General features: G+C 71.1%; 17 protein-coding genes. 13 read left to right on the top strand and 4 right to left on the bottom strand.

The window, feature by feature from the left end; all coding sequences use genetic code 11:
- Position 1 precedes the first annotated feature (1 nt).
- Genes ATK36_RS07300 through eccD form a run of 4 tightly spaced genes read left to right on the top strand, consistent with a single transcriptional unit; the run spans position 2 to position 3,532 of the window.
- Positions 2-1,354, top strand: coding sequence for a hypothetical protein (locus ATK36_RS07300; protein WP_098510569.1), 1,353 nt, complete (start codon positions 2-4; stop codon positions 1,352-1,354).
- A 5-nt stretch (positions 1,355-1,359) separates the two neighbouring features.
- Complete coding sequence (locus tag ATK36_RS07295; protein ID WP_141544392.1) at positions 1,360-1,836, top strand: hypothetical protein; 477 nt, start codon at positions 1,360-1,362, stop codon at positions 1,834-1,836.
- Positions 1,833-2,156 (top strand): YbaB/EbfC family nucleoid-associated protein, encoded by a 324-nt coding sequence (locus ATK36_RS07290; RefSeq protein WP_098510567.1) that lies wholly within the window; start codon positions 1,833-1,835, stop codon positions 2,154-2,156. The genes ATK36_RS07295 and ATK36_RS07290 overlap by 4 nt, the downstream gene beginning before the upstream one ends.
- A complete protein-coding gene (gene eccD / locus ATK36_RS07285) occupies positions 2,153-3,532 on the top strand; it encodes a type VII secretion integral membrane protein EccD (protein WP_098510566.1) in 1,380 nt (459 codons plus the stop codon). Before ATK36_RS07290 ends, eccD begins: the two co-directional genes overlap by 4 nt.
- Before the next feature lie 118 nt (positions 3,533-3,650).
- Here eccD and ATK36_RS07280 read toward each other — a convergent pair whose 3' ends face one another.
- The gene (locus ATK36_RS07280; RefSeq protein ID WP_098510565.1) at positions 3,651-4,751 is read right to left on the bottom strand and encodes a type VII secretion protein EccE; all 1,101 of its coding nucleotides are present in this window, start codon (positions 4,749-4,751) and stop codon (positions 3,651-3,653) included.
- 152 nt (positions 4,752-4,903) lie between these two features.
- Between ATK36_RS07280 and eccB the strand changes: the two genes are divergently transcribed.
- Both eccB and ATK36_RS07270 read left to right on the top strand, forming a co-directional pair.
- Complete coding sequence (gene eccB / locus ATK36_RS07275; RefSeq protein WP_098510564.1) at positions 4,904-6,319, top strand: type VII secretion protein EccB; 1,416 nt, start codon at positions 4,904-4,906, stop codon at positions 6,317-6,319.
- A 52-nt stretch (positions 6,320-6,371) separates the two neighbouring features.
- On the top strand, positions 6,372-7,025 hold the full coding sequence (locus ATK36_RS07270) for a response regulator (RefSeq protein WP_098510563.1): 654 nt from the start codon (positions 6,372-6,374) through the stop codon (positions 7,023-7,025).
- Positions 7,026-7,814: 789 nt separating this feature from the next.
- On the opposite strand, the gene ATK36_RS07265 is transcribed toward ATK36_RS07270, so the two are convergent.
- Positions 7,815-8,645, bottom strand: coding sequence for a carbon-nitrogen hydrolase family protein (locus ATK36_RS07265; RefSeq protein WP_098514706.1), 831 nt, complete (start codon positions 8,643-8,645; stop codon positions 7,815-7,817).
- An 83-nt stretch (positions 8,646-8,728) separates the two neighbouring features.
- Between ATK36_RS07265 and hisD the strand changes: the two genes are divergently transcribed.
- The 4 genes from hisD to ATK36_RS32070 all read left to right on the top strand — a co-directional run bounded on the left by hisD (position 8,729) and on the right by ATK36_RS32070 (position 12,167).
- Entirely contained in the window at positions 8,729-10,054 is a 1,326-nt protein-coding gene (gene hisD / locus ATK36_RS07260; protein WP_098510562.1) for a histidinol dehydrogenase, read from the top strand.
- Positions 10,051-11,160, top strand: coding sequence for a histidinol-phosphate transaminase (locus tag ATK36_RS07255; RefSeq protein ID WP_098510561.1), 1,110 nt, complete (start codon positions 10,051-10,053; stop codon positions 11,158-11,160). The genes hisD and ATK36_RS07255 overlap by 4 nt, the downstream gene beginning before the upstream one ends.
- Positions 11,157-11,756, top strand: a complete 600-nt coding sequence (hisB, locus tag ATK36_RS07250) for an imidazoleglycerol-phosphate dehydratase HisB (protein ID WP_098510560.1) — start codon at positions 11,157-11,159, stop codon at positions 11,754-11,756. Before ATK36_RS07255 ends, hisB begins: the two co-directional genes overlap by 4 nt.
- Before the next feature lie 252 nt (positions 11,757-12,008).
- The gene (locus tag ATK36_RS32070; RefSeq protein WP_170069654.1) at positions 12,009-12,167 is read left to right on the top strand and encodes a hypothetical protein; all 159 of its coding nucleotides are present in this window, start codon (positions 12,009-12,011) and stop codon (positions 12,165-12,167) included.
- A 572-nt stretch (positions 12,168-12,739) separates the two neighbouring features.
- Here the strand turns inward: ATK36_RS32070 and ATK36_RS07245 are convergent.
- Positions 12,740-14,923 (bottom strand): MMPL family transporter, encoded by a 2,184-nt coding sequence (locus tag ATK36_RS07245; protein WP_098510559.1) that lies wholly within the window; start codon positions 14,921-14,923, stop codon positions 12,740-12,742.
- A 212-nt stretch (positions 14,924-15,135) separates the two neighbouring features.
- Between ATK36_RS07245 and ATK36_RS07240 the strand changes: the two genes are divergently transcribed.
- Positions 15,136-15,708, top strand: coding sequence for a TetR/AcrR family transcriptional regulator (locus ATK36_RS07240; RefSeq protein WP_098510558.1), 573 nt, complete (start codon positions 15,136-15,138; stop codon positions 15,706-15,708).
- 649 nt (positions 15,709-16,357) lie between these two features.
- Here the strand turns inward: ATK36_RS07240 and soxR are convergent.
- Entirely contained in the window at positions 16,358-16,819 is a 462-nt protein-coding gene (gene soxR / locus ATK36_RS07225) for a redox-sensitive transcriptional activator SoxR (RefSeq protein ID WP_098510557.1), read from the bottom strand.
- Positions 16,820-16,872: 53 nt separating this feature from the next.
- Here soxR and ATK36_RS07220 point away from each other — a divergent pair, with 53 nt between their 5' ends.
- Both ATK36_RS07220 and ATK36_RS07215 read left to right on the top strand, forming a co-directional pair.
- A complete protein-coding gene (locus tag ATK36_RS07220; protein WP_211291830.1) occupies positions 16,873-17,571 on the top strand; it encodes a thiamine pyrophosphate-dependent enzyme in 699 nt (232 codons plus the stop codon).
- Positions 17,571-18,458, top strand: coding sequence for a transketolase family protein (locus tag ATK36_RS07215; RefSeq protein WP_098510556.1), 888 nt, complete (start codon positions 17,571-17,573; stop codon positions 18,456-18,458). The genes ATK36_RS07220 and ATK36_RS07215 overlap by 1 nt, the downstream gene beginning before the upstream one ends.
- Positions 18,459-18,462: the final 4 nt, after the last annotated feature.

The following is an 18,462-nucleotide window of genomic DNA, read 5'->3' as shown; positions in this document are numbered from 1 at the left end:
GGTGGCCGTCGACGCGTCCGGGGTCGTCAGTGCGGTGCTGTCGAACTACCGTCACGTGCTGGTCGAGTATCAGCGCCGGGTCACGGGTGACCCGGCCGCGCTTGTGGCGGCCTCGAATCGCTGTGCCACCAACGCAACCACGGTCACCACGAAGGCTACCGAGATCGCCGACGCGGCCAGCGCGCTGCATGCTGACTGGTATGGCGCTGCGTACGAGGCGTACGCAGCCGTCACGCGGGATTCGGCGCATGAGCTCCGCGAAGACGGTACAAAGCTGGCGGAGCAAGGCAAACGACTGTCCAGTGCGAGCCAGCTGCTGCAATCCGCGCGCGCCGCAGTCGACTCCGTACTCGCGCAGGTCGATCAGTACGCCGCACAGCTGACCAGCCAGGCGCGCGCGGCCGACCCGAACGCTGTGGGCGCGTTCATCTCCGCGGCCAGGAGCCTCGGGGAACAGGCTGTTGGCGCGGCGAAGCAGGTGGCCGACGAGCTGTCGGAAGCGATTGCGCAACTGTTCCCCGGAGAAGGCGCCGGCCGGCTGGAGTACGAGCTGGGCAAGAAGGGCGCCGGCCCGTTGCACTGGCTCAACGGGGAGCCGCTCGACGGTCGTAAACGGCCTCGGAGTGCGCCGTCCTGGTTCGGCAATTCCGGCTGGAAGAAGCTGACCTGGAACGGTTTGGAGGGCACTCGCGCGCCGAAGAAGGCCGATACCCCGTTCGGCAGGCCGGAGCCCGAAGGCGTCCGGGACAAGCTCGCGCGGAACACCGAGATCACCTACGCGAAGCTGCAGCACGATCAGGACGGGTTCTCCCCGGAGTACGACGGGAAGATCACTTCGTCCGGCTGGGACGGCAAAGTGTCCGGGCACACCGAGCTTGCGGCCGTCCACAAAGAACTCGAAGGCAAGGCGGCCTACGGAGTCGCCGAAGCCGGCGCGAAGGGAACCTTGTTCGCAGGTGGCGAGGCGAGCGGTTCCCTGCAGGGCGGTGCGCACGGATTCGGCTTGCACGGCAACGTCTTCGTCGGCGGCAAACTCGAAGGCGAGGTCGCGGCGGATGTCGCCGGGATCGGCGTCGGCGCGAACGGCACCCTGCAGTACGGCCTCGGTGCGCAGCTCGACGGCCAGGCGGTGTACGACGCCGGGCACATCAAGGTCAACTTCAAAGCCGGCGTCGCGGTAGGGCTCGGCGCGGGCGTCGGCGCGAACATCGACATCGACCTGCCCAAACTCGGCCACACCATCGGCGAGTACGGCGGTGCCGCGGTGGACGCGGTCGGCGACGCGGCGGGACAGGCCGCCGACGCGGTGGGCCAGGCGTGGGATGGCGCCGTCCAGTACGTGGGTTCGTGGTGAACACCGTGACGCTCCCGCTCGGGTTCGACGTCCCCGAGGGGTGGACGCCGGTCGAGCCGGAGGAACCGGGGCCGGTGTTCGTCGCCGTGCGGCCCGAGCCCGGTGCGGAGTTCACCGCGAACCTCACCCTCGGCGTGCGGCAACGGCCGGATCCCGCGTCACTGGAGGAAATCGCCGACGAGGCAGTGGAGCGGCTCGCCCAGGCCACCGCGGCCGTGGACGTCGTCGACCGGCGGGCGGTCGGCGCCCCGCCCGCACCCGGCCTGACCCAGACACTGCGGCTGCGGACCGGTGAAGGCCTTGAGCTGCGGCAGGTCCAGGTGCACCTGACCGTGCCCGGCCCGGACGGGCGAGTAGTGCTCGAACTGGTGCTCACCGCTTCCGGCGAGGCCGCAGCCCGGCTCGTTCCGGACTTCCGGCACTTCGTCGCGAGTGTGCACGTCCGCCGGAAAACCCTTGCAGGAGAAGGAGAACAATCGTGACCGACCCGTATGCCGCGCCGGATGTGGACGATCTGCTGGCGCAGGTCCGCCGCCAGACCGAGCAGGTGCGGCGGATTCAGCGTTCCGTCGAGGCGATGGAGGTCAAGGCGGCCTCGCGGCAGAACGAGGTCACCGTGACCCTGCGCGGCGACGGGCGATTCACCTCGGTGGACATCGATCCGCGCGCGATTCGTGAGTACGATGCCCGCACGGTGTCGGAGATCGTGCTGGAGGCGGTGAACGCGGGCCTGCAGAAGCTCGCCGAGGCGAGCAGCGCGAAGTTCGCCACGGTGATCGAGGCGGCCAGGACGCCCGAGTGAGCGCCCCGGCCGGGCTCGCCGGATCGACCCGGCGGGTGACCATCGTGACCCCACGTGCCCGGGTCGACGTCGCGCTGCCACAGCAGAGCACGTTCGCCGAGTTGGTCCCGCAGCTGGTGCGGCTCGCCGGTGCGACAGGGCAGGCGCCGGCCGAACATCCGGGCTGGGTGCTGTCCCGGCTCGGCGGGGCGTCTCTGGCACTCGGGCTGACCGTCGCCGCGGCGCAGGTCCGCGACGGTGAGGTACTGCACCTGACCCCGCGCGAACGTCCACGGGGGCCACTGCTGTTCGACGACGTCGTGGACTCGATCGCGAGCGTGGGCGAGTCCACGTCGACCACGTGGGGACCGAAAATCGCGCGGCGGACCGGTATTGCAGCCGCCGCGGTGCTCCTGCTCGCCGGCGGGGTACTGGTGCAGGCCGCGACCGAGGGCAGTGTCCTTGCGCCGATTTGCACCGGGTTGCTCGCGCTGGTGCTGCTGCTCGCTGGGGGCGCGCTGAGCCGCGCGTACGGCGATTCGGGCGCGGGGGCGGCCGGGGTACTCGCGGGCGTCGGCGTGGCTCTGCTGGCCGGGATGTCCGTGCTGCCGCCGAATCCGCTGTTCTCTCTGAAAGCCGGACCACTCGCCGCCGGATTGGCCGCTGTGACTGTGTACGGCGTGCTGGCCGCGGTCACAGTCGCTGATCGGCTGCCGTTTTTCGTCGCGGTCACCGGGGCGGCCGCGATCGGAGCGATCGCCACCGGGATCGTACTGGTCGCCGGGGTGCGGCCGATGGCGGCTGCGGCCGTGACGGCAGTGCTCGCGACGGCCCTGGCTGCGGCTGCGCCGATGCTCGCCCTACGGCTCGGCCGGTTGCCGCTGCCGCGCGTGCCGGACGACATGGAATCGTTCCGTGCCAACGAACAGCCGTCTCTCGGCGCTGACATGGCAGGCCGGACTACGCACGCGCAGGCGTTGCTGACCGGCCTGCTGGTCGCCTTGGGACTGGTCGTGGCCGGCTCCGCCGCCGTGCTGGCGACCGGCGGCGCGTGGGAGGCCGGGCTCGCCGCGCTGGTGGGTTCGGCTTGGCTCCAACGGTCCCGTTCGTACGCGGGCCGTACACAACGTCTGGTGCTGGCCGGATTCGGCCTGCTCACGCTGCTGGGCGCCGGTGGCTGGCTGATCGCGAGCGGCCAGCGCGTCGCCCTGCTCACGGCCGGGCTGGCCGTGGTGCTCGCTGCGGTCGTGTGCCTGGCGTACGCGACGCGGGTGGCGCGTGGGGTGCGTTCGCCGTATTGGTCGCGGGTTCTGGATGTCGCGGAGTTTCTGGTGCTGCTCGCGCTGGTGCCGTTCGTGGCGATGGTTGCCGGGGTATACGAGGTGGTCGGCGGTTGAGTGGCTCGTGCACCGGCTGAAATGCTGTGAAGGGGCCCTTCACGGACTCAGAGTCCGTGAAGATTCCCTTCACAGCTGTGGCCTCGCGGTGTTGAGCACCGGCTGAGGGTCAGTCACGTCAGGTCAGCGCCAGCGGCAGAGTCCGCCGCACGGCCGCACCATGCCCCCCGTGCAGAGGAGCCGTCGAAACCCCTTGCGGCGCCTGAGGTTTCCCGTCCTGGCGGGTACCGACCCGGATGGTCAGATCGAGCTGCTCACGGCCACTGGGCGTACGGCGGAAGGTCGCCGACGTCGCGGTGAAGGCGGCGTCCGGCGCCGTGGACGCGAGAATGCGGGCCACATCGCGGCTGGATCGGGGCTCGTACCCGGCCTGGGTCGTCTCGCCCCAGACCCAGCCGCGCCAGGTGTCGCAGTCGGTATCCGGATCGTGGTGCGAGGGCGCCACGCCCAGCGCCACGTGCAGCTCGTCGGCCAGTTCTCCGGCTTCGAGCACCGTCGACGGGTGGCCGGCTTCGGCCAGCGCGACCATCAGGCTCAGCGCCGCACTCGCTGTGCTGCGCAACGCGCCGAGGTCCCCGCCGCCACGGGCGAGCGCGGCGATCGGCGCTTCGTCCGGGCGGTAGCGGACGGCGAGCCACCGCACCCGGTAGACCCGGCCGTCCCGGGGGACCGCCCAGGTCAGCAGCTGCACGGCGGCGAGCGGGATGTCCGTGCCACGGAACGCGGTACGCGCCACGGTGAGCAGCTCGTCCGCGGACGGCTCACCGGCACCGGGCGTGAGCCGGACGATCGCGCTCCAATCGCCGTCGATCTCGGCCACTCCGAACCGGTTGCCCGCGCGGTCGACGTGCTGGCGCACCCGCATCGGGCCCACCACGCGGTGCAGCGGATCCGGGCTGTCCCGGCGGCTGTCGTGCCGCCGCAGCCGATGCGCCAGCCAGGTCCACGCCCAGCCGGCGAAATGCCGTCCGCGCACCCGGATCGAGGTCACGGCCACCAGGACCCCGGCCGCCGCCGCGACCGTGATCCGCGCCGCTCCGCCCACGCTGAAGGCCAGCAGCACGGCCAGCCCGGCGATCTCCCAGCCCACCGCCTGCAGCGGCCGGATCGGCAACAGCCACGGCCACGTCGCAGTGCCGGCAGGCTCGGTTTCCTGGGCGTGCCGGGGCCGGACCGGTGGTGTGGTCGTCTCCCGGCCGGGCGCCGTCGATACGGACACGGGCCTCCCCTTCCCGGGGCGCTCCCCGCGCCCGGTTCCGCGACGTTAGCGCGGACCACCCCGGCCCGTGGGCGTAAAAATTACCCTCGTGGTTCGTCCGGCCGGTGCCTAACATCCGCGGAGGGAAACGATCTTCAGGGGGCCAGGGCACGGTGTGGACGCAGCGGGACCAGATCCAGGCCTACCAGTTCCTGCGCCGCCGTCTCGTCTCCGCGCTCGTCGCCGCCGATGCCAACCACCCGGTGTCGCCCAGCCGCCGTCTCGTGCTCGGCACGCTCCTCGGCCTCGGCGTCGCGCTCCTGATCACCGCGGTGTACGGAGTGATCGGTCTGGTCAATCCCTCCGGTGGCAAGGACTGGCTCGCCGGTGGGCACGTGATCGTCGAAGAGGGCACCGGCGCGCGCTTCGTCCTCGGCGCGGACGGCGCGGTGCACCCAGTGTTGAACTACGCGTCCGCGCGGCTGCTCGCGGGCGGCGACGGGCACCAGACGGTGACAGTGTCTTCGGAGAAGCTCGGCACCGCTCCGCGCGGTACGCAGATCGGCATCGCTGGTGCGCCTGACTCGTTACCACAGCAGAGCGCCCTCGTCACCACGCCGTGGACGAGTTGCAGCCGTACGACGCAAGACGCGCCTGCGTCGACGGAGCCGCTCGTCGCCGTACTGCTGGGGGCGCCGGCGTCCGGGACCGTACTGCCGCGCGACGCCGGGGTGATCGTCCGGCTTCCGCAGGGCGATCGATACCTGGTGACAGATGGGCGCCGTTACCGGCTGAGCGACGAAGCAGCCGCAGCGCTGCAATTCGACAGCTACCCGACAATCGCCGTCTCGGCGCGGTGGCTGGACACAGTGCCTGCTGGGCGTGACCTCGGGGCGATCCCGGTGTCGAACGCGGGCGAACCCGGGCCACAGGTCGGCGACGTACGCACGCGCGTCGGCCAAGTGCTCACTGTTGTCGACGCGATGGCCTCGGCTGCCAACGCTTCGACGTACTACCTGGTACGCGCCGACGGTCTCGCCCCGGTCGGACAGACCGAAGCCGCGCTGTTGGTGACGACTCGTGCCAACGAAGCTGCGTACGCTGGACGTCCGGAGCCGACCCGCGTACGCGCCGCAGACGTTGCCTCGGTGAAGAAGGTCGCTGACCCGCGTACGGGAGGCGCGGACCCCGCTGCGTACCCGGACCGTATCCCTGGCAAGGCGCCGATCACCGGGAGTTCGGTGACGATGTGCGCGGAGGGCGGTCGGATCCTCGTATCAGCGGATTTGCCGCTACCGCCGGGCGGCCGCGCGCTGCCGATGACGGTCCGAGCCGACGCCCGGGTGGCCGATGTCGTCTATGTGCCGCCTTCTGGCGGCGCGGTGGCGACGGACGCCGGTTCCGGCACGACGTATCTCATCACGGATACAGGACGGAAGTATCCGGTAGCGAACGCCCCGGCGCTCGTTTCGCTCGGCTACGGTTCCAGAGCCGGGCACGCGATTGCGGGCGGGCTGCTGGCCTTGGTGCCGGCCGGTCCCGCATTGGACCCGGCTGCGGCGGGGCAGGCCGTGGGCGGGGCTGGCTGAGCATGGAGACGGGGATGGGCCGCCGGGCGGCTCCGGGAGGGGAACCGTGAGGGTGAAAACGGAAGAGCGGCGGCGTGGACCGGGTCCGATCCCGGTCGGCGTGATCGAGGACCACCCGCTGTACCGGGACGCGGTCGCGCGCGTGCTGAACGAGGCTCCGGACATCGAACTGGGCGCGGTCGCCGATTCGGTCGCCCGGTTCGCGGTGCAGGACCAGCCACCGGGCAGCGTGGTCGTGCTGGACCTCAAACTGCGTGGCGTCCAGGACGCGGCGGCGGTGCTCGAAGTGGGGCAGATGGGGCACAAGGTGCTGGTGGTCTCCGCGCACGCGGAACAGCCCGAGGTCCTCGGCGCCATGCAGGCGGGCGCGAAGGGCTTCCTGTCCAAAGACGTCGACGGCGACGAGCTGCTCCGCGCGATCCGCACCATCGCCGAGGACAACGCCTACGTCTCGCCGACCCTGGCGGGCATGATCATCCAGGACACCGAAGACCGGCGCGCCGGCCCGAAGATCGTCCTGTCCGAACGCGAGAAGCAGGTCCTCCGCCTCGTCGCGGCGGGGGAGCGCGACGTGGACGTGGCCGAGATCCTCGACATCAGCGTCCGCACGGTCCGCTCCTACCTCGACCGCATCCGCGACAAGACCGGCGAACGCCGCCGGGCCGGGTTCGTCCGGGTCGCGATCCGGGAGGGGCTGCTGCGGTGAGGGGGTGATGGCTCGGTGTGGTGGCCCGGCCGGGGTCGGTGTGGTGCGTGCCCGGCGGGCGCTGTTGTGGTTGCGGTGGGGCGGTGTGGGGTGGCTCGGAGTGGTGTGCGGCTGGCGGGCGCTGTGGTGGGCAGCTGCTCCGGTGGGGATTCGCTTGTAGTGCGCCGCCGGTGGTCCTCCGTGGGCTGGCCGCCCAGGGCACCTGCTGAGGTCGCCCGTAGGAGTGTTTCGTGGGGACGGCCGGCCGAAGCGGTTGCTGAGGCGAGCGGGTGGTGGGTTTGTGCGTTCCGGCTGGCGGGACGTCGCTGCGGCTCGTCGGCGGGACTCTGTGCGGATGGCCGTTCGCGAGGGGCTGCTGCCGTGACCGACTTCCCTCCGGCCGGCGGGCTTGAGTATGCGCAGCCGACTGAAAAGGGTGCTGCGGTGGCCTGCTGCCAGGCCGTGTGAGCGGGCGCCTGAATGGTGGCCGCTGCCTTCCTCGCGGGCCGCGGCGTGATCTTCGCCCGTCGCCAGGACGAGCTGCCCCCGCCCAGTCCGCCAGCTTCCCCGCGAGTCGGCCCGGCGTCTATCCGGTGATCACCTGTCCGGAGTTTTCCCTTGCCGCCCAATCACTTCCCACTATCTACAATGGATTCGAGAAGGTTCCACCTGATCGTGCGATGTCGAACAGGTGTGCGATCTCGGTAGCCTGGCGGAGTGTTCGAAACCTTCTCTTCCGCGGTGTTCTCCGCGGCCTCCGTGTCCTCCGCCGTCCCGTGCCACGAGCCGGGACAGCTGCCCGCCCGCCGGTCAGCCGAGCCGCCCGCCCGGTCCGACCAGGCCGCTGGAGAGCCGCTGGTTCGCCAGCGCGCCGGTGACCCCGCGGGCGTGGATCGCCTCGGCCGCCCCGACGTCGGCCAGCAGGGTCTCCGGGGCCGGGCCCAGTGCCGCGGTCACCCGGCCGAAACCGTCGGCCACCATGGAATGGCCGATCCCGGTCGGGGACTTCGGGTTGACCTCCAGGCCGGTGGCCGCCGGATCCGCCTGGTCGCAGGCCAGCACCCAGCAGCCCGAGTCCAGCGCCCGCGCGCGGACCAGCAGTTCCCACTGCTCACGTTTGCCCTCGCCTGCGCCCCAGGACGCCGGGACCAGCAGCACGTCCGCGCCGTCATCGGCGAGGCAGCGAAACAGCTCCGGGAAGCGCAGGTCGTAGCAGGTCGCCACGCCGAACACGGTGCCCTCGGCCTCGAAGGTGACCAGATGCGACCCGGCGGCCACTGTCTCCGACTCGGCGAAGCCGAACGCGTCGTACAGGTGGATCTTGTCGTAGCCCAGATGTTTGCCGAGGCCGGTCACCAGCAGGGTGTTGCGGACCCGGCCATCACCGGACGGAGTGAACATGCCGGCCACCACCAGCACGTCGTGCTCCCGCGCCGTCTCGGCCACCGCCGTGGCCCACGGTCCGTCCAGCGGCTCGGCGATCGGGGCGAGTGGCCGGCCGAACCGCACCATCGTCGCCTCCGGGAACACCACCACCCGTGCGCCGCGCGCGGCCGCGCGCGTCACCTCGGTGCGTACCGAGTCCAGGTTGGCCTCCGCATCGTCGCCCGAGTTGAGCTGGCACAACGCGATCCGGGGCACCACGGCCTCCTTGCCTGGGGACAGCTGGTCACCACCGAGTATCCCTGCCCGGTGTCCGCGAGCCACCTCGTACCCTGGTCATCATGCTGAACCGCACCGACCTGCGCGGGCAGGTCCCGAACATCGCCGAACTGCGTGCCGTGCTGCCACGCGCCGAATACGACGTCGACGCCGCACTGCATCAGGTCCGGCCGGTGGTCGAGGCGGTACGCGAGCGCGGCGTGCCCGCGGTACTGGAGTTCACCGAGCGATTCGACAAGGTGCGCCCGGCCGGGGTGCGGGTGCCCGCCGCCGAGCTGGCCACCGCGCTGAACGGGCTGGACCCGCAGGTCCGCGCCGCACTCGAGGAGTCCATCGACCGGGCCCGGAAAGTGCACTCGGATCAGCGACGCACGGACGTGACCACCCAGGTGGTGCCCGGCGGCACCGTCACCGAGCGCTGGGTTCCGGTCGAGCGGGTCGGGCTGTACGCGCCGGGCGGGCTGGCCGTCTACCCCTCCACCGTGGTGATGAACGTGGTCCCGGCGCAGCTGGCCGGCGTCGGCTCGCTGGTGGTCTGCTCACCCCCGCAGGCGGCGTTCAGCGGTCTCCCGCACCCGACCATTCTTGCCGCGGCGGCGCTGCTCGGCGTCGACGAGGTGTGGGCGGCCGGCGGCGCGCAGGCGGTGGCGCTGGCCGCGTACGGCGGCACCGACACCGACGGCACCGAGCTGGTCCCGGCCGACATCTTCACCGGGCCGGGCAACATCTACCTCACCGCGGCCAAGCGGCTCGTGCGCGGGGTGATCGGCATCGAGTCCGAGGCCGGGCCGACCGAGATCGCCGTGCTCGCCGACGAGACCGCCGACCCGGTGCACGTCGCGGCCGACCTGATCAGTCAGGCCGAGCACGATCCGCTCGCGGCCAGCGTGCTGGTCACCACCTCCGAGCAGCTCGCGGACGCGGTGGAGCGGGAGCTGGCCGTCCGGGTCGCGGCCACCAAGCACGCCGAGCGGGTCCGCGAAGCCCTGGGCGGCAAGCAGTCCGGCGTGATCCTCGTGTCCACTGTGGATGATGGATTGCGCGTGGTGGACGCCTACGCCGCGGAGCACCTGGAGATCCAGACCGCGAACGCCCGTGAGGTCGCCGCCCGGGTGCGCAACGCGGGGGCGGTCTTCGTCGGTGCCTATGCCCCGGTGTCGCTCGGCGACTACTGCGCGGGCTCGAACCACGTGCTGCCCACCGGCGGGTTCGCCCGGCATTCCTCGGGCCTGTCCGTGCAGAGCTTCCTCAAGGGGATCCACGTCGTCGACTACTCCGCGGAGGCCCTGCGCGAGATCGCCCCGCGTGTGGTCGCCCTCGCGGACGCCGAAGACCTGCCGGCGCACGGCGAAGCCGTCACCGCTCGGTTCGAAGGAGAACAGTCATGACCGACGCCGTCCCCGGGGCCGAGGTCACCCTCGACGGCCTGCCGCTGCGGGAGGACCTGCGTGGCAGGACGCCCTACGGTGCGCCGCAGCTCGACGTGCCGATCCGGCTCAACACCAACGAAAACCCCTACCCGCCGCCACCCGAGCTGGTGGCCGATGTGGCCGAGGCCGCGCGTGCGGAAGCCGCCTCGCTGCACCGCTACCCCGACCGCGACGCGCTGGCCCTCCGTGCCGACCTCGCCGACTACCTCACGGTGTCCACCCGGGTCGTGCTGTCCGAGGCGAACGTGTGGGTGGCCAACGGGTCCAACGAGATCTTGCAGCAGATCCTGCAGGCCTTCGGCGGTCCGGGCCGAAGCGCGCTCGGTTTCGAGCCCTCGTATTCGATGCACCCGATCATCGCCTCCGGCACGCGCACCGACTGGGTGCCGGCGCCGCGCCGGGCGGACTTCACGCTGGACACCGAGCGGGCCGCCGAGACGGTCCGCGAGCGGCAGCCGGACCTGGTCTTCGTGACCAGCCCGAACAACCCCACGGGTGGCTCGATCCCGCTGGCGCAGCTGCGTGGCGTGCTGGCGGCCGCGCCGGGGATCGTGGTCGTGGACGAGGCGTACGCCGAGTTCTCCTCGCAGCCCAGCGCGGTCGAGCTGATCGCCGAGTTCCCGGCGAAGCTGATCGTGTCCCGCACGATGAGCAAGGCGTTCGCCTTCGCCGGCGGCCGGCTGGGCTACCTCGCCGCCGCGCCCGCCGTGGTGGACGCCCTGCAGCTGGTGCGCCTGCCGTATCACCTGTCGAGGCTCACCCAGGCCGCCGCGCGCGCCGCCCTGCGGCACGCGGACGCCACACTCGGCAGTGTCCACAAGCTCTCCGCGGAGCGTGACCGCGTGGTGGAAGCGTTGCTGGGACTGGGGTTCACCCCGGTACCGAGCGACGCCAACTTCGTCCTCTTCGGACGGTTCGCGGACCCCGAGGCGGCCTGGCAGTCCTATCTGGACCAAGGTGTGCTGATCCGTGATCCGGGCATCGAGGAGCACCTGCGGGTGAGCATCGGCACCCCGGAAGAGAACGACGCGTTCCTCGAAGCAAGTAAGGAAATCCAGCGATGAGCCGCGCAGGCAAGGTGGAGCGCACCACCAAGGAATCCTCGATCCTGGTCCAGCTGGACCTCGACGGCACCGGGCAGGTCGAGATCGCCACCGGCGTGCCGTTCTACGACCACATGCTCACCGCCTTCGGCGTGCACGGTTCCCTGGACCTGAAGGTCGAAGCGACCGGCGACGTGCACATCGACGCGCACCACACCGTCGAGGACACCGCGATCGTGCTCGGCCAGGCGCTGCGCCAGGCCCTCGGGGACAAGAGTGGCATCCGCCGCTTCGGCGACGCCTGGATCCCGATGGACGAGACACTGGCACACGCGGCGATCGACGTCTCCGGCCGGCCATACTGTGTGCACGCAGGGGAGCCGGAACAGTTCGACGCCTTCACCATCGGCGGCAACTACCCGTTCGTGCTGACGCGGCACGTGTTCGACTCGCTCTCGTTCCACGCACAACTCGCCTTGCACGTCCGCGTGATCCACGGCCGCGATCCGCACCACATCGCGGAGGCTCAGTACAAGGCCGTCGCCCGGGCCCTCCGCGCCGCCACCGAACCCGACCCACGCGCAGCCGGCATCCCTTCCACCAAGGGCGTGCTCTAACCGTCGCCGATGCTGTGAAGGGGCCCTTCACGGACTCAGAGTCCGTGAAGGGCCCCTTCACAGCTCGGAACGGGGCGCTCGGAACGGGGCGCTCGGAACGGGGCGCTCGGAACGGGGCGCTCGGAACGGGGCGCTCGGAACGGGGCGCTCGGAACGGGGCGCTCGGAACGGGGCGCTCGGAACGGGGCGCTCGGAACGGGGCGCCGGGGAGGCCGCCGTTGCCCGCCCGGCGCGGTGTGGCACGCTGGCCTGGTGAGCAAAGAGCTGGTTGCCGTCCTGCTGCTGGCCCTCGGCGGGTTCCTGATCGGCGGGGTCTACTCGACCTGGAAGACGGCCAAGGTGATCGCCGTAGTGCTCGGCGTCGCGGCGGCACTGTCCGTCGGGGGCGCGGTGGCCTGGCTCGCGGGCTGATCCCGGCCGGACGGTCCCAGCCGGGCTGTGGACCGCACCCGCCGCCCCGGGCGCGCTCGCGCGACGGCCACGACGCCGGACCGGGAGTCACCTTCGTGACCGTCGCAGGCGGCAGACCCTAGCCGGTTCCCCGCCCCGCCCGGCTCTCAGACTTCGACCGGTTCCCGGTCGTCAGCTCTCGGTTTCCCGTTCGTCGTCAGCCTCGGCCGGTCTGCGGCATGGGCGTCAGCTTTTGAGCGGTTCCCGGTCCTTGTCAGGCTCTGGTTTTCCGCTCATCGTCTGCCTTGGCCGGTCTCCGGCCCGGGCTTCAGCTCTTGACCGGTTCCCGTTCGTTGTCTGGCCTTGGTTTTCCGTTCGTCGTCAGCTCCGGCCTGTCCCCGACCCGGGCTTCAGCCCTGCCCCGGGACCCGAGCCTCAGCCCTTGGCCGAGGCTCACGCTCGTCTCCAGTCCTGGTTTTTTCTGCTCGTCGTCAGGGCTGGCCGCGGGCTTCGGGCCTTGGCCGGTTCCCGGTCGTTGTCATGCCCGGCCCCTGCTCCTCGTGAGGTTTGGCCGGTCCCTGGCCCCAGTCGCCTCAGGCCTCGACCGGTTTCCGCTCGCCGTCCTCCGGGGTGTCCAGTGCGCGGGTGAGGTTCTCGCCCTCCACGTCCACGTTCGGCAGGATCCGGTCCAGGCCGCGCGGAAGCCACCAGGCCACGCGGCCGAGCAGGGACATCATCGCGGGCACCACCGTCATCCGGATCACGAACGCGTCCACCAGCACCCCGAACGCGAGCGCGAACCCGATCGACTTGATCAGCGAGGACTCGGCCAGCACGAAGCCGGCGAACACCGATATCATGATCAGCGCCGCGGCCACCACCACCCGTGCGCCGTGCCGGAACCCGGTGACCGTCGCCTCCTGCGGATCCGCGCCGTGCACGTACTCCTCGCGCATCCGGGTCACCAGGAACACCTGGTAGTCCATCGCGAGTCCGAAGAGGACACCGATCAGCAGGATCGGCAGCATGCTCATGATCGGGCCGGTGGACTCGACGCCGAGCAGCCCGGCCAGCCAGCCCCACTGGAACACCGCGACCACTGCGCCGAACGTGGCGACCACCGAGCCGAGGAAACCCAGCGTCGCCTTCAGCGGCACCACCACCGAGCGGAACACGAGCATCAGCAGCAGGAACGCCAGTCCGACGATCAGCCCGAGGTAGGGCAGCATCGCGTCGGACAGCTTCTGCGACACGTCGATGTTGACCGCGGTCTGCCCGGTCACGGCGAGACTGCCGCCGGTCGTGTCGTGCACCTGTGCGGACAGCGCCCGGATCGCGGTCACCACGTCCTCGGTCTGCGTCGTGCCCGGCCCGCTCTTCGGGATCACGGTCCACAGCGCGGTGTCGCCGGCGGCGTTGACCCGCGGCGGCGTCACCGCGGCCACGTCCGGCAGCTTCACGATGTTCTCGGTGGCCTGCTTCAGGGTCGCCGGATCATGGTTCGGCCCGGTGTCGACGACCACCAGCAGCGGCCCGTTCGTCCCTTCACCGAAACTCGTGCTGACCAGCTCGTAGGCCTTGTGCTGAGTGGAATCCGGGGGCGCCGTGCGGTCGTCGGGCAGGCCGAGCTGCATGCTCAGCGCCGGAATCGCGACCACGGCCAGCCCGGCGAGCGCGCTCAGCAGCACCGGCAGCCGGTGCCGGGCGACGAAACGTGCCCAGCGCTCCCCATGCGAGAGTGCGGAACCCTTGCGGCGCAACCGGATCCGGCCGTTCGACACCCGGGCACCGGCGAACCCGAGCACCGCGGGCAGCAGGGTCAGCGCGATCAGCACGGCGATCGCGACGGTCACCGCGGCGGCGACGCCCATCTGACCGAGGAACGGGATCCCGATCACGGTCAGCCCGGCCAGCGCGATGATCACGGTGAGCCCGGCGAACACCACGGCGGACCCGGCGGTGCCGGCGGCCCGCCCGGCGGCCTCCTCGGGCTCGCGGCCCTCCCGGAGTTCGTGCCGGTACCGCGAAACGATGAACAGCGCGTAATCGATGCCGACCGCGAGGCCGATCATCAACGCCAGGATCGGGGTGTTCGAGTTCAGCTCCATCGAGCCGGAGGCCAGCAGGATGCCCGACATGCCGATCCCGACGCCGATCAGCGCGGTCAGCAGCGGGATCCCGGCGGCAAGCAGCGAGCCGAAGGTGATGATCAGCACCACCGCGGCCACCACGACGCCGAGCCCCTCGGTGGCCCCGGCGTCCGGGATGCCCTGTACCGCGTCGCCGCCGAATTCGACCTGGTAGCCCTGGCTCTTCGCCTGGTCACCGCTGGCGAGCAGGCCGGTCCGATCACTCTCGGTCAGCTCGTAACCCTTGACCTGGTAACTCACCTGGGCGAGGGCGACCCGGCCGTCGGGGGAGACCGACTTCGCCTGGAACGGGTCCGCGACCGCGGCCACCTTCGGCGCCTGCCTCAGCTTCGCCACCACGGACTCGACGGCCGCCTGGCCCGCCGGACCGGTGACGGTGTGCCCGGCGGGGGCGGCGATCGCCACCCGCGCGGTCCCGCCCCCGGCCGCGGCCTGCGGGAACTTCTCGGCCAGCCGGTCGATCGCCTGCTGCGATTCGGTGCCCGGGATGGTCACCGAATTCGACAGCTTGCCCGAGAGCGTCAGCGCGCCGACGCCGAGCGCCACCAGCACGGCCGCCCACACGACCGAGACGAGGACGCGGCGCCGGAACGACACCCTGCCGAGCCGGTAGAGAAAGGTCGCCACGAGTGGTTCTCCGTTTCGCCCGATGGGGGTATTCATCACACGATTCAGGGATAAGACGCTAGCCGTTCGGCAAGCCGCTGCCAAGCCGATCGGCTAGCTTGTGACTAGCCGCACGGCTAGTGTTTCCCTGGCTGATCGGCACGTGATCGCGGTTTGCCCGGGCGGGCGGGGGTGCCGTAGGCTCCGTCCGTTTTCCCAGGAGGAGGCTTGTGATGACCGCGGTTCGGGCCGAGGACACGCGTACCCGGCTGCTCGGCATGGCGCTGCAGCTGTTCGCCGAGCACGGGGTCGAAGGCACGTCGCTGCAGATGATCGCGGACGCGCTGGGCGTGACCAAGGCGGCGGTCTACTACCACTTCAAGACGAAGGCGGAGATCACCGAGGCGGTCGCCGAACCCGGGGTTCGCGAGCTGGACCTGTTACTGGTCGCCGCGGCCCGGCACCGCAGGCGGGGTGCGCAGGTGGATCACTTGCTGGACGGGTTCGTGGAGCTGATCGTGCAGCACCGGGTGCTGGTCGCGCTGTTCTCCAGCGATCCCGGGCTCAACCGCGCGATCGCGAAATCGGCACACGGGATGGACGGCCTCAAGGAGACCATGATCGGCCTGCTGGCCGGCCCGGACGCGGACGTCGCCGGCCGGGTGACCGCCCTCGTGACGCTCAGCGGGATCGCCATGGCCGGCGGTTCCCCGGACCTGGCCGGGGTGGACGACGAGACGCTCCGCCGCGAACTCGTCGACGTGGGCCGCCGCCTGCTCGGGCGGCCTCGGCGGTCGCGGGGCTGAGGCGGCGGCGCGGCAGGGTCACGAGGGCAGGGGCCTCTCGGTGTCGACGTGGGTCCGGGCGGCCCGCACGACGACTTCGCCGGGTTCGACACCGAAGACCTCTTCGTGGAAGGCCAAGTCGCGATCGTGCCCGCGACGCATCCGCTCGCAGGGTGTCGGCAAAGTCGGTGTGGAGGTCCGTGGAGGTGAAGGGGCCCTTCACAGACTCAGAGTCCGTGAAGGGCCCCTTCACGGACCCGAAACCGGTCCGGCACACGCCACGAGGTGGTCGCACACACCTCCGCATCGCCCGCTGCCGGGTACCCGACCAACTTTGCCGGAACCCTGCATCCGCTCGCGTCGCGCGAGCACCTCACGTTGGCCGACGTCGCCGACGTGCCGGGCCTGTCGATCGCCCGCTGGCCCCGGCGCAACGGGACCTATCCGGACGGCCCGGGCCGGAGGTGCGCAACCAGTCGCAACTCGCCCAGCTCGTCGCGCTCGGCCGTGCGTTGCTGCTCATCCCGGCCTCCGCGCGGGCCTGGCAGTGGCCGGAACACGCAGCGGCGCCGGTTTCCGCCGGGCCGGCTCATGACGACGGTGCTCGCCGAGCCGCCGTTCGGTGGTGGCCCCGCTGGTCCGCTCGGCGCGGCTGGACCGCGAAGCAGCCTCAGATCCCGCCCTCGGCCATCGGGCGTAGCTTGCTCGCGCCGGGACCGAACCGGGCCAGCTCGTCGTCGGCGTTGTACAGGGTGCAGCCGCGCAGGGACAGGCAGCCACAGCCGATGCAGCCGGTCAGCCGGTCCCGGAGGCGTTGCAGGGCATCGATCCGGGCGTCCAGCTCGGTCTGCCAATCGCGGGAGAGCCGGGCCCAGTCGGCTTTCGTGGGGGCGTGGTCGGCGGGCAGCGTCGCCAGCGCCTCGCTGATGTCCTCCAGCGACAGGCCGACCCGTTGCGCGGCACGGATGAACGCGATCCGGCGCAGGACCGAGCGTGCGTACCGGCGCTGGTTGCCGGTGGAACGCTCCGCGGTGATCAGGCCCCTCTCCTCGTAGAACCGCAACGCCGTGTGCGCCACCCCGCTGCGGTCCGCGACCTGCCCGATGCTCAGCTTCTCCGCCAACCTCGTCATTGGTCCAGGTTAGCGGTTGACCTACAGTTTGGTCGAGGTTGCATCGTCGGAGGATGACCACTGCGAAACCGATGCCGGGTTACGCCGGGCTGTCCCGGCTGATCGCCCTGATGACCGGGGACGACAAGCATCACGCGGCCGCGGAGTCCACGGTGGACGTGCTGTGGGTCCTTTTCGACCGCGTGCTGCGGGTGACCCCGGAGACCGTGCGCGATCCGGATCGCGACAGGTTCCTGCTGTCCAAAGGACACGGTCCGATGGCCTACTACGCGGTCCTGGCCGCCAAGGGTTTCCTGGCCGAGGACGAACTCGCCGACTGGAGTTCCGTGCGCTCGCGGCTCGGGCACCACCCGGACCGCGTCCGGGTGCCCGCCGTCGAGATCTCCAGCGGATCTCTCGGCCACGGCCTGCCGATCGCTCTCGGGACCGCGCTCGGCCTGCGCGCGCAAGGCCGCGCCGCCCGTGTGGTGACCCTGGTCGGCGATGCGGAACTCGACGAAGGCTCGAACCACGAGGCGATCGTCGTCGCCGCACGCCTGGGCTTGGCCAATCTGACCACCGTGATCGTCGACAACCAGTCCTCCACCCACGGCTGGCCGGGCGGGATCGCGCGGCGGTTCGAGGTCGAAGGCTGGGCCGTGCGCACGGTTTCCGGGCGTGATCACGAGGCGCTGTACGACGCGTTCACCGCGCAACATCCGGGGCGGCCGCTCGCCGTGGTCGCCACCGCCGAACCGAAGGGCGGGCACTGATGGCGAACATGCGGGAGACTTTCCTTGCCACCGCAGAAGAAATCCTGGACACCGACCCGGACACCGCGGTCGTTCTCGCGGACATCTCCGCGGCCCAGCTCGCCGGGGCCGCGCGCCGGCATCCGTACCGGGTGCTCAACGTCGGGATCCGCGAGCAACTCCTGGTCAGCGCGGGCGCCGGGCTGGCGCTCGCCGGGCTGCGGCCGATCGTGCACACCTTCTCGCCGTTCCTGGTGGAGCGGGCGTTCGAGCAGATCAAGCTCGACCTGAACCACCAGGACCTCGGCGCGGTGCTGGTGTCCTACGGCGCGTCCTATGACATGCCCGCCGAGGGCCGTACCCATCAGGCGCCGGGCGACGTCGCGCTGATCGATTCGCTGCCGAACTGGTTCGTGCACGCGCCCGGTCATCCCGAGGAGGCCCGCCGCCTGCTGCTCGATTCGGTGCCCGGCGACAGCCGCGTGTACCTCCGGCTTTCCGCGCAGCAGAACGCTTCCGCGTACTTCGGCGTCGGATTCCAGACGGTGCGCCACGGTCGTCACGGCGTGGTGATCGCCGTCGGCCCGATGCTCGACCGCGTGCTGCAAGCGACCAGACACCTCGACGTGACCGTGCTCTACACCTCGACCGTGCGCCCGTTCGACGCCGCCGGCCTGCGTGCCGCGGTATCCGGAACCCCGGACGTCGCGATGGTGGAGCCGTACCTGCAGGGCACTTCGGCGCACCAGGTTTCCGCCGCGCTCGCGGATCTGCCGCACCGGTTACTCAGCCTGGGCACGGTGCGCGACACCGAGGTCCGGATCTACGGCACGCTCGCCGACCACGATCTCGCACACGGCCTTGACACAGGCTCGATCGCCTTGTCCCTCAAGGAGTTCTTCGGCTGAGGGC

The organism is Amycolatopsis sulphurea (assembly GCF_002564045.1).
GTDB lineage: Bacteria > Actinomycetota > Actinomycetes > Mycobacteriales > Pseudonocardiaceae > Amycolatopsis > Amycolatopsis sulphurea.
This window is presented reverse-complemented; position numbering and strand designations above follow the sequence as displayed.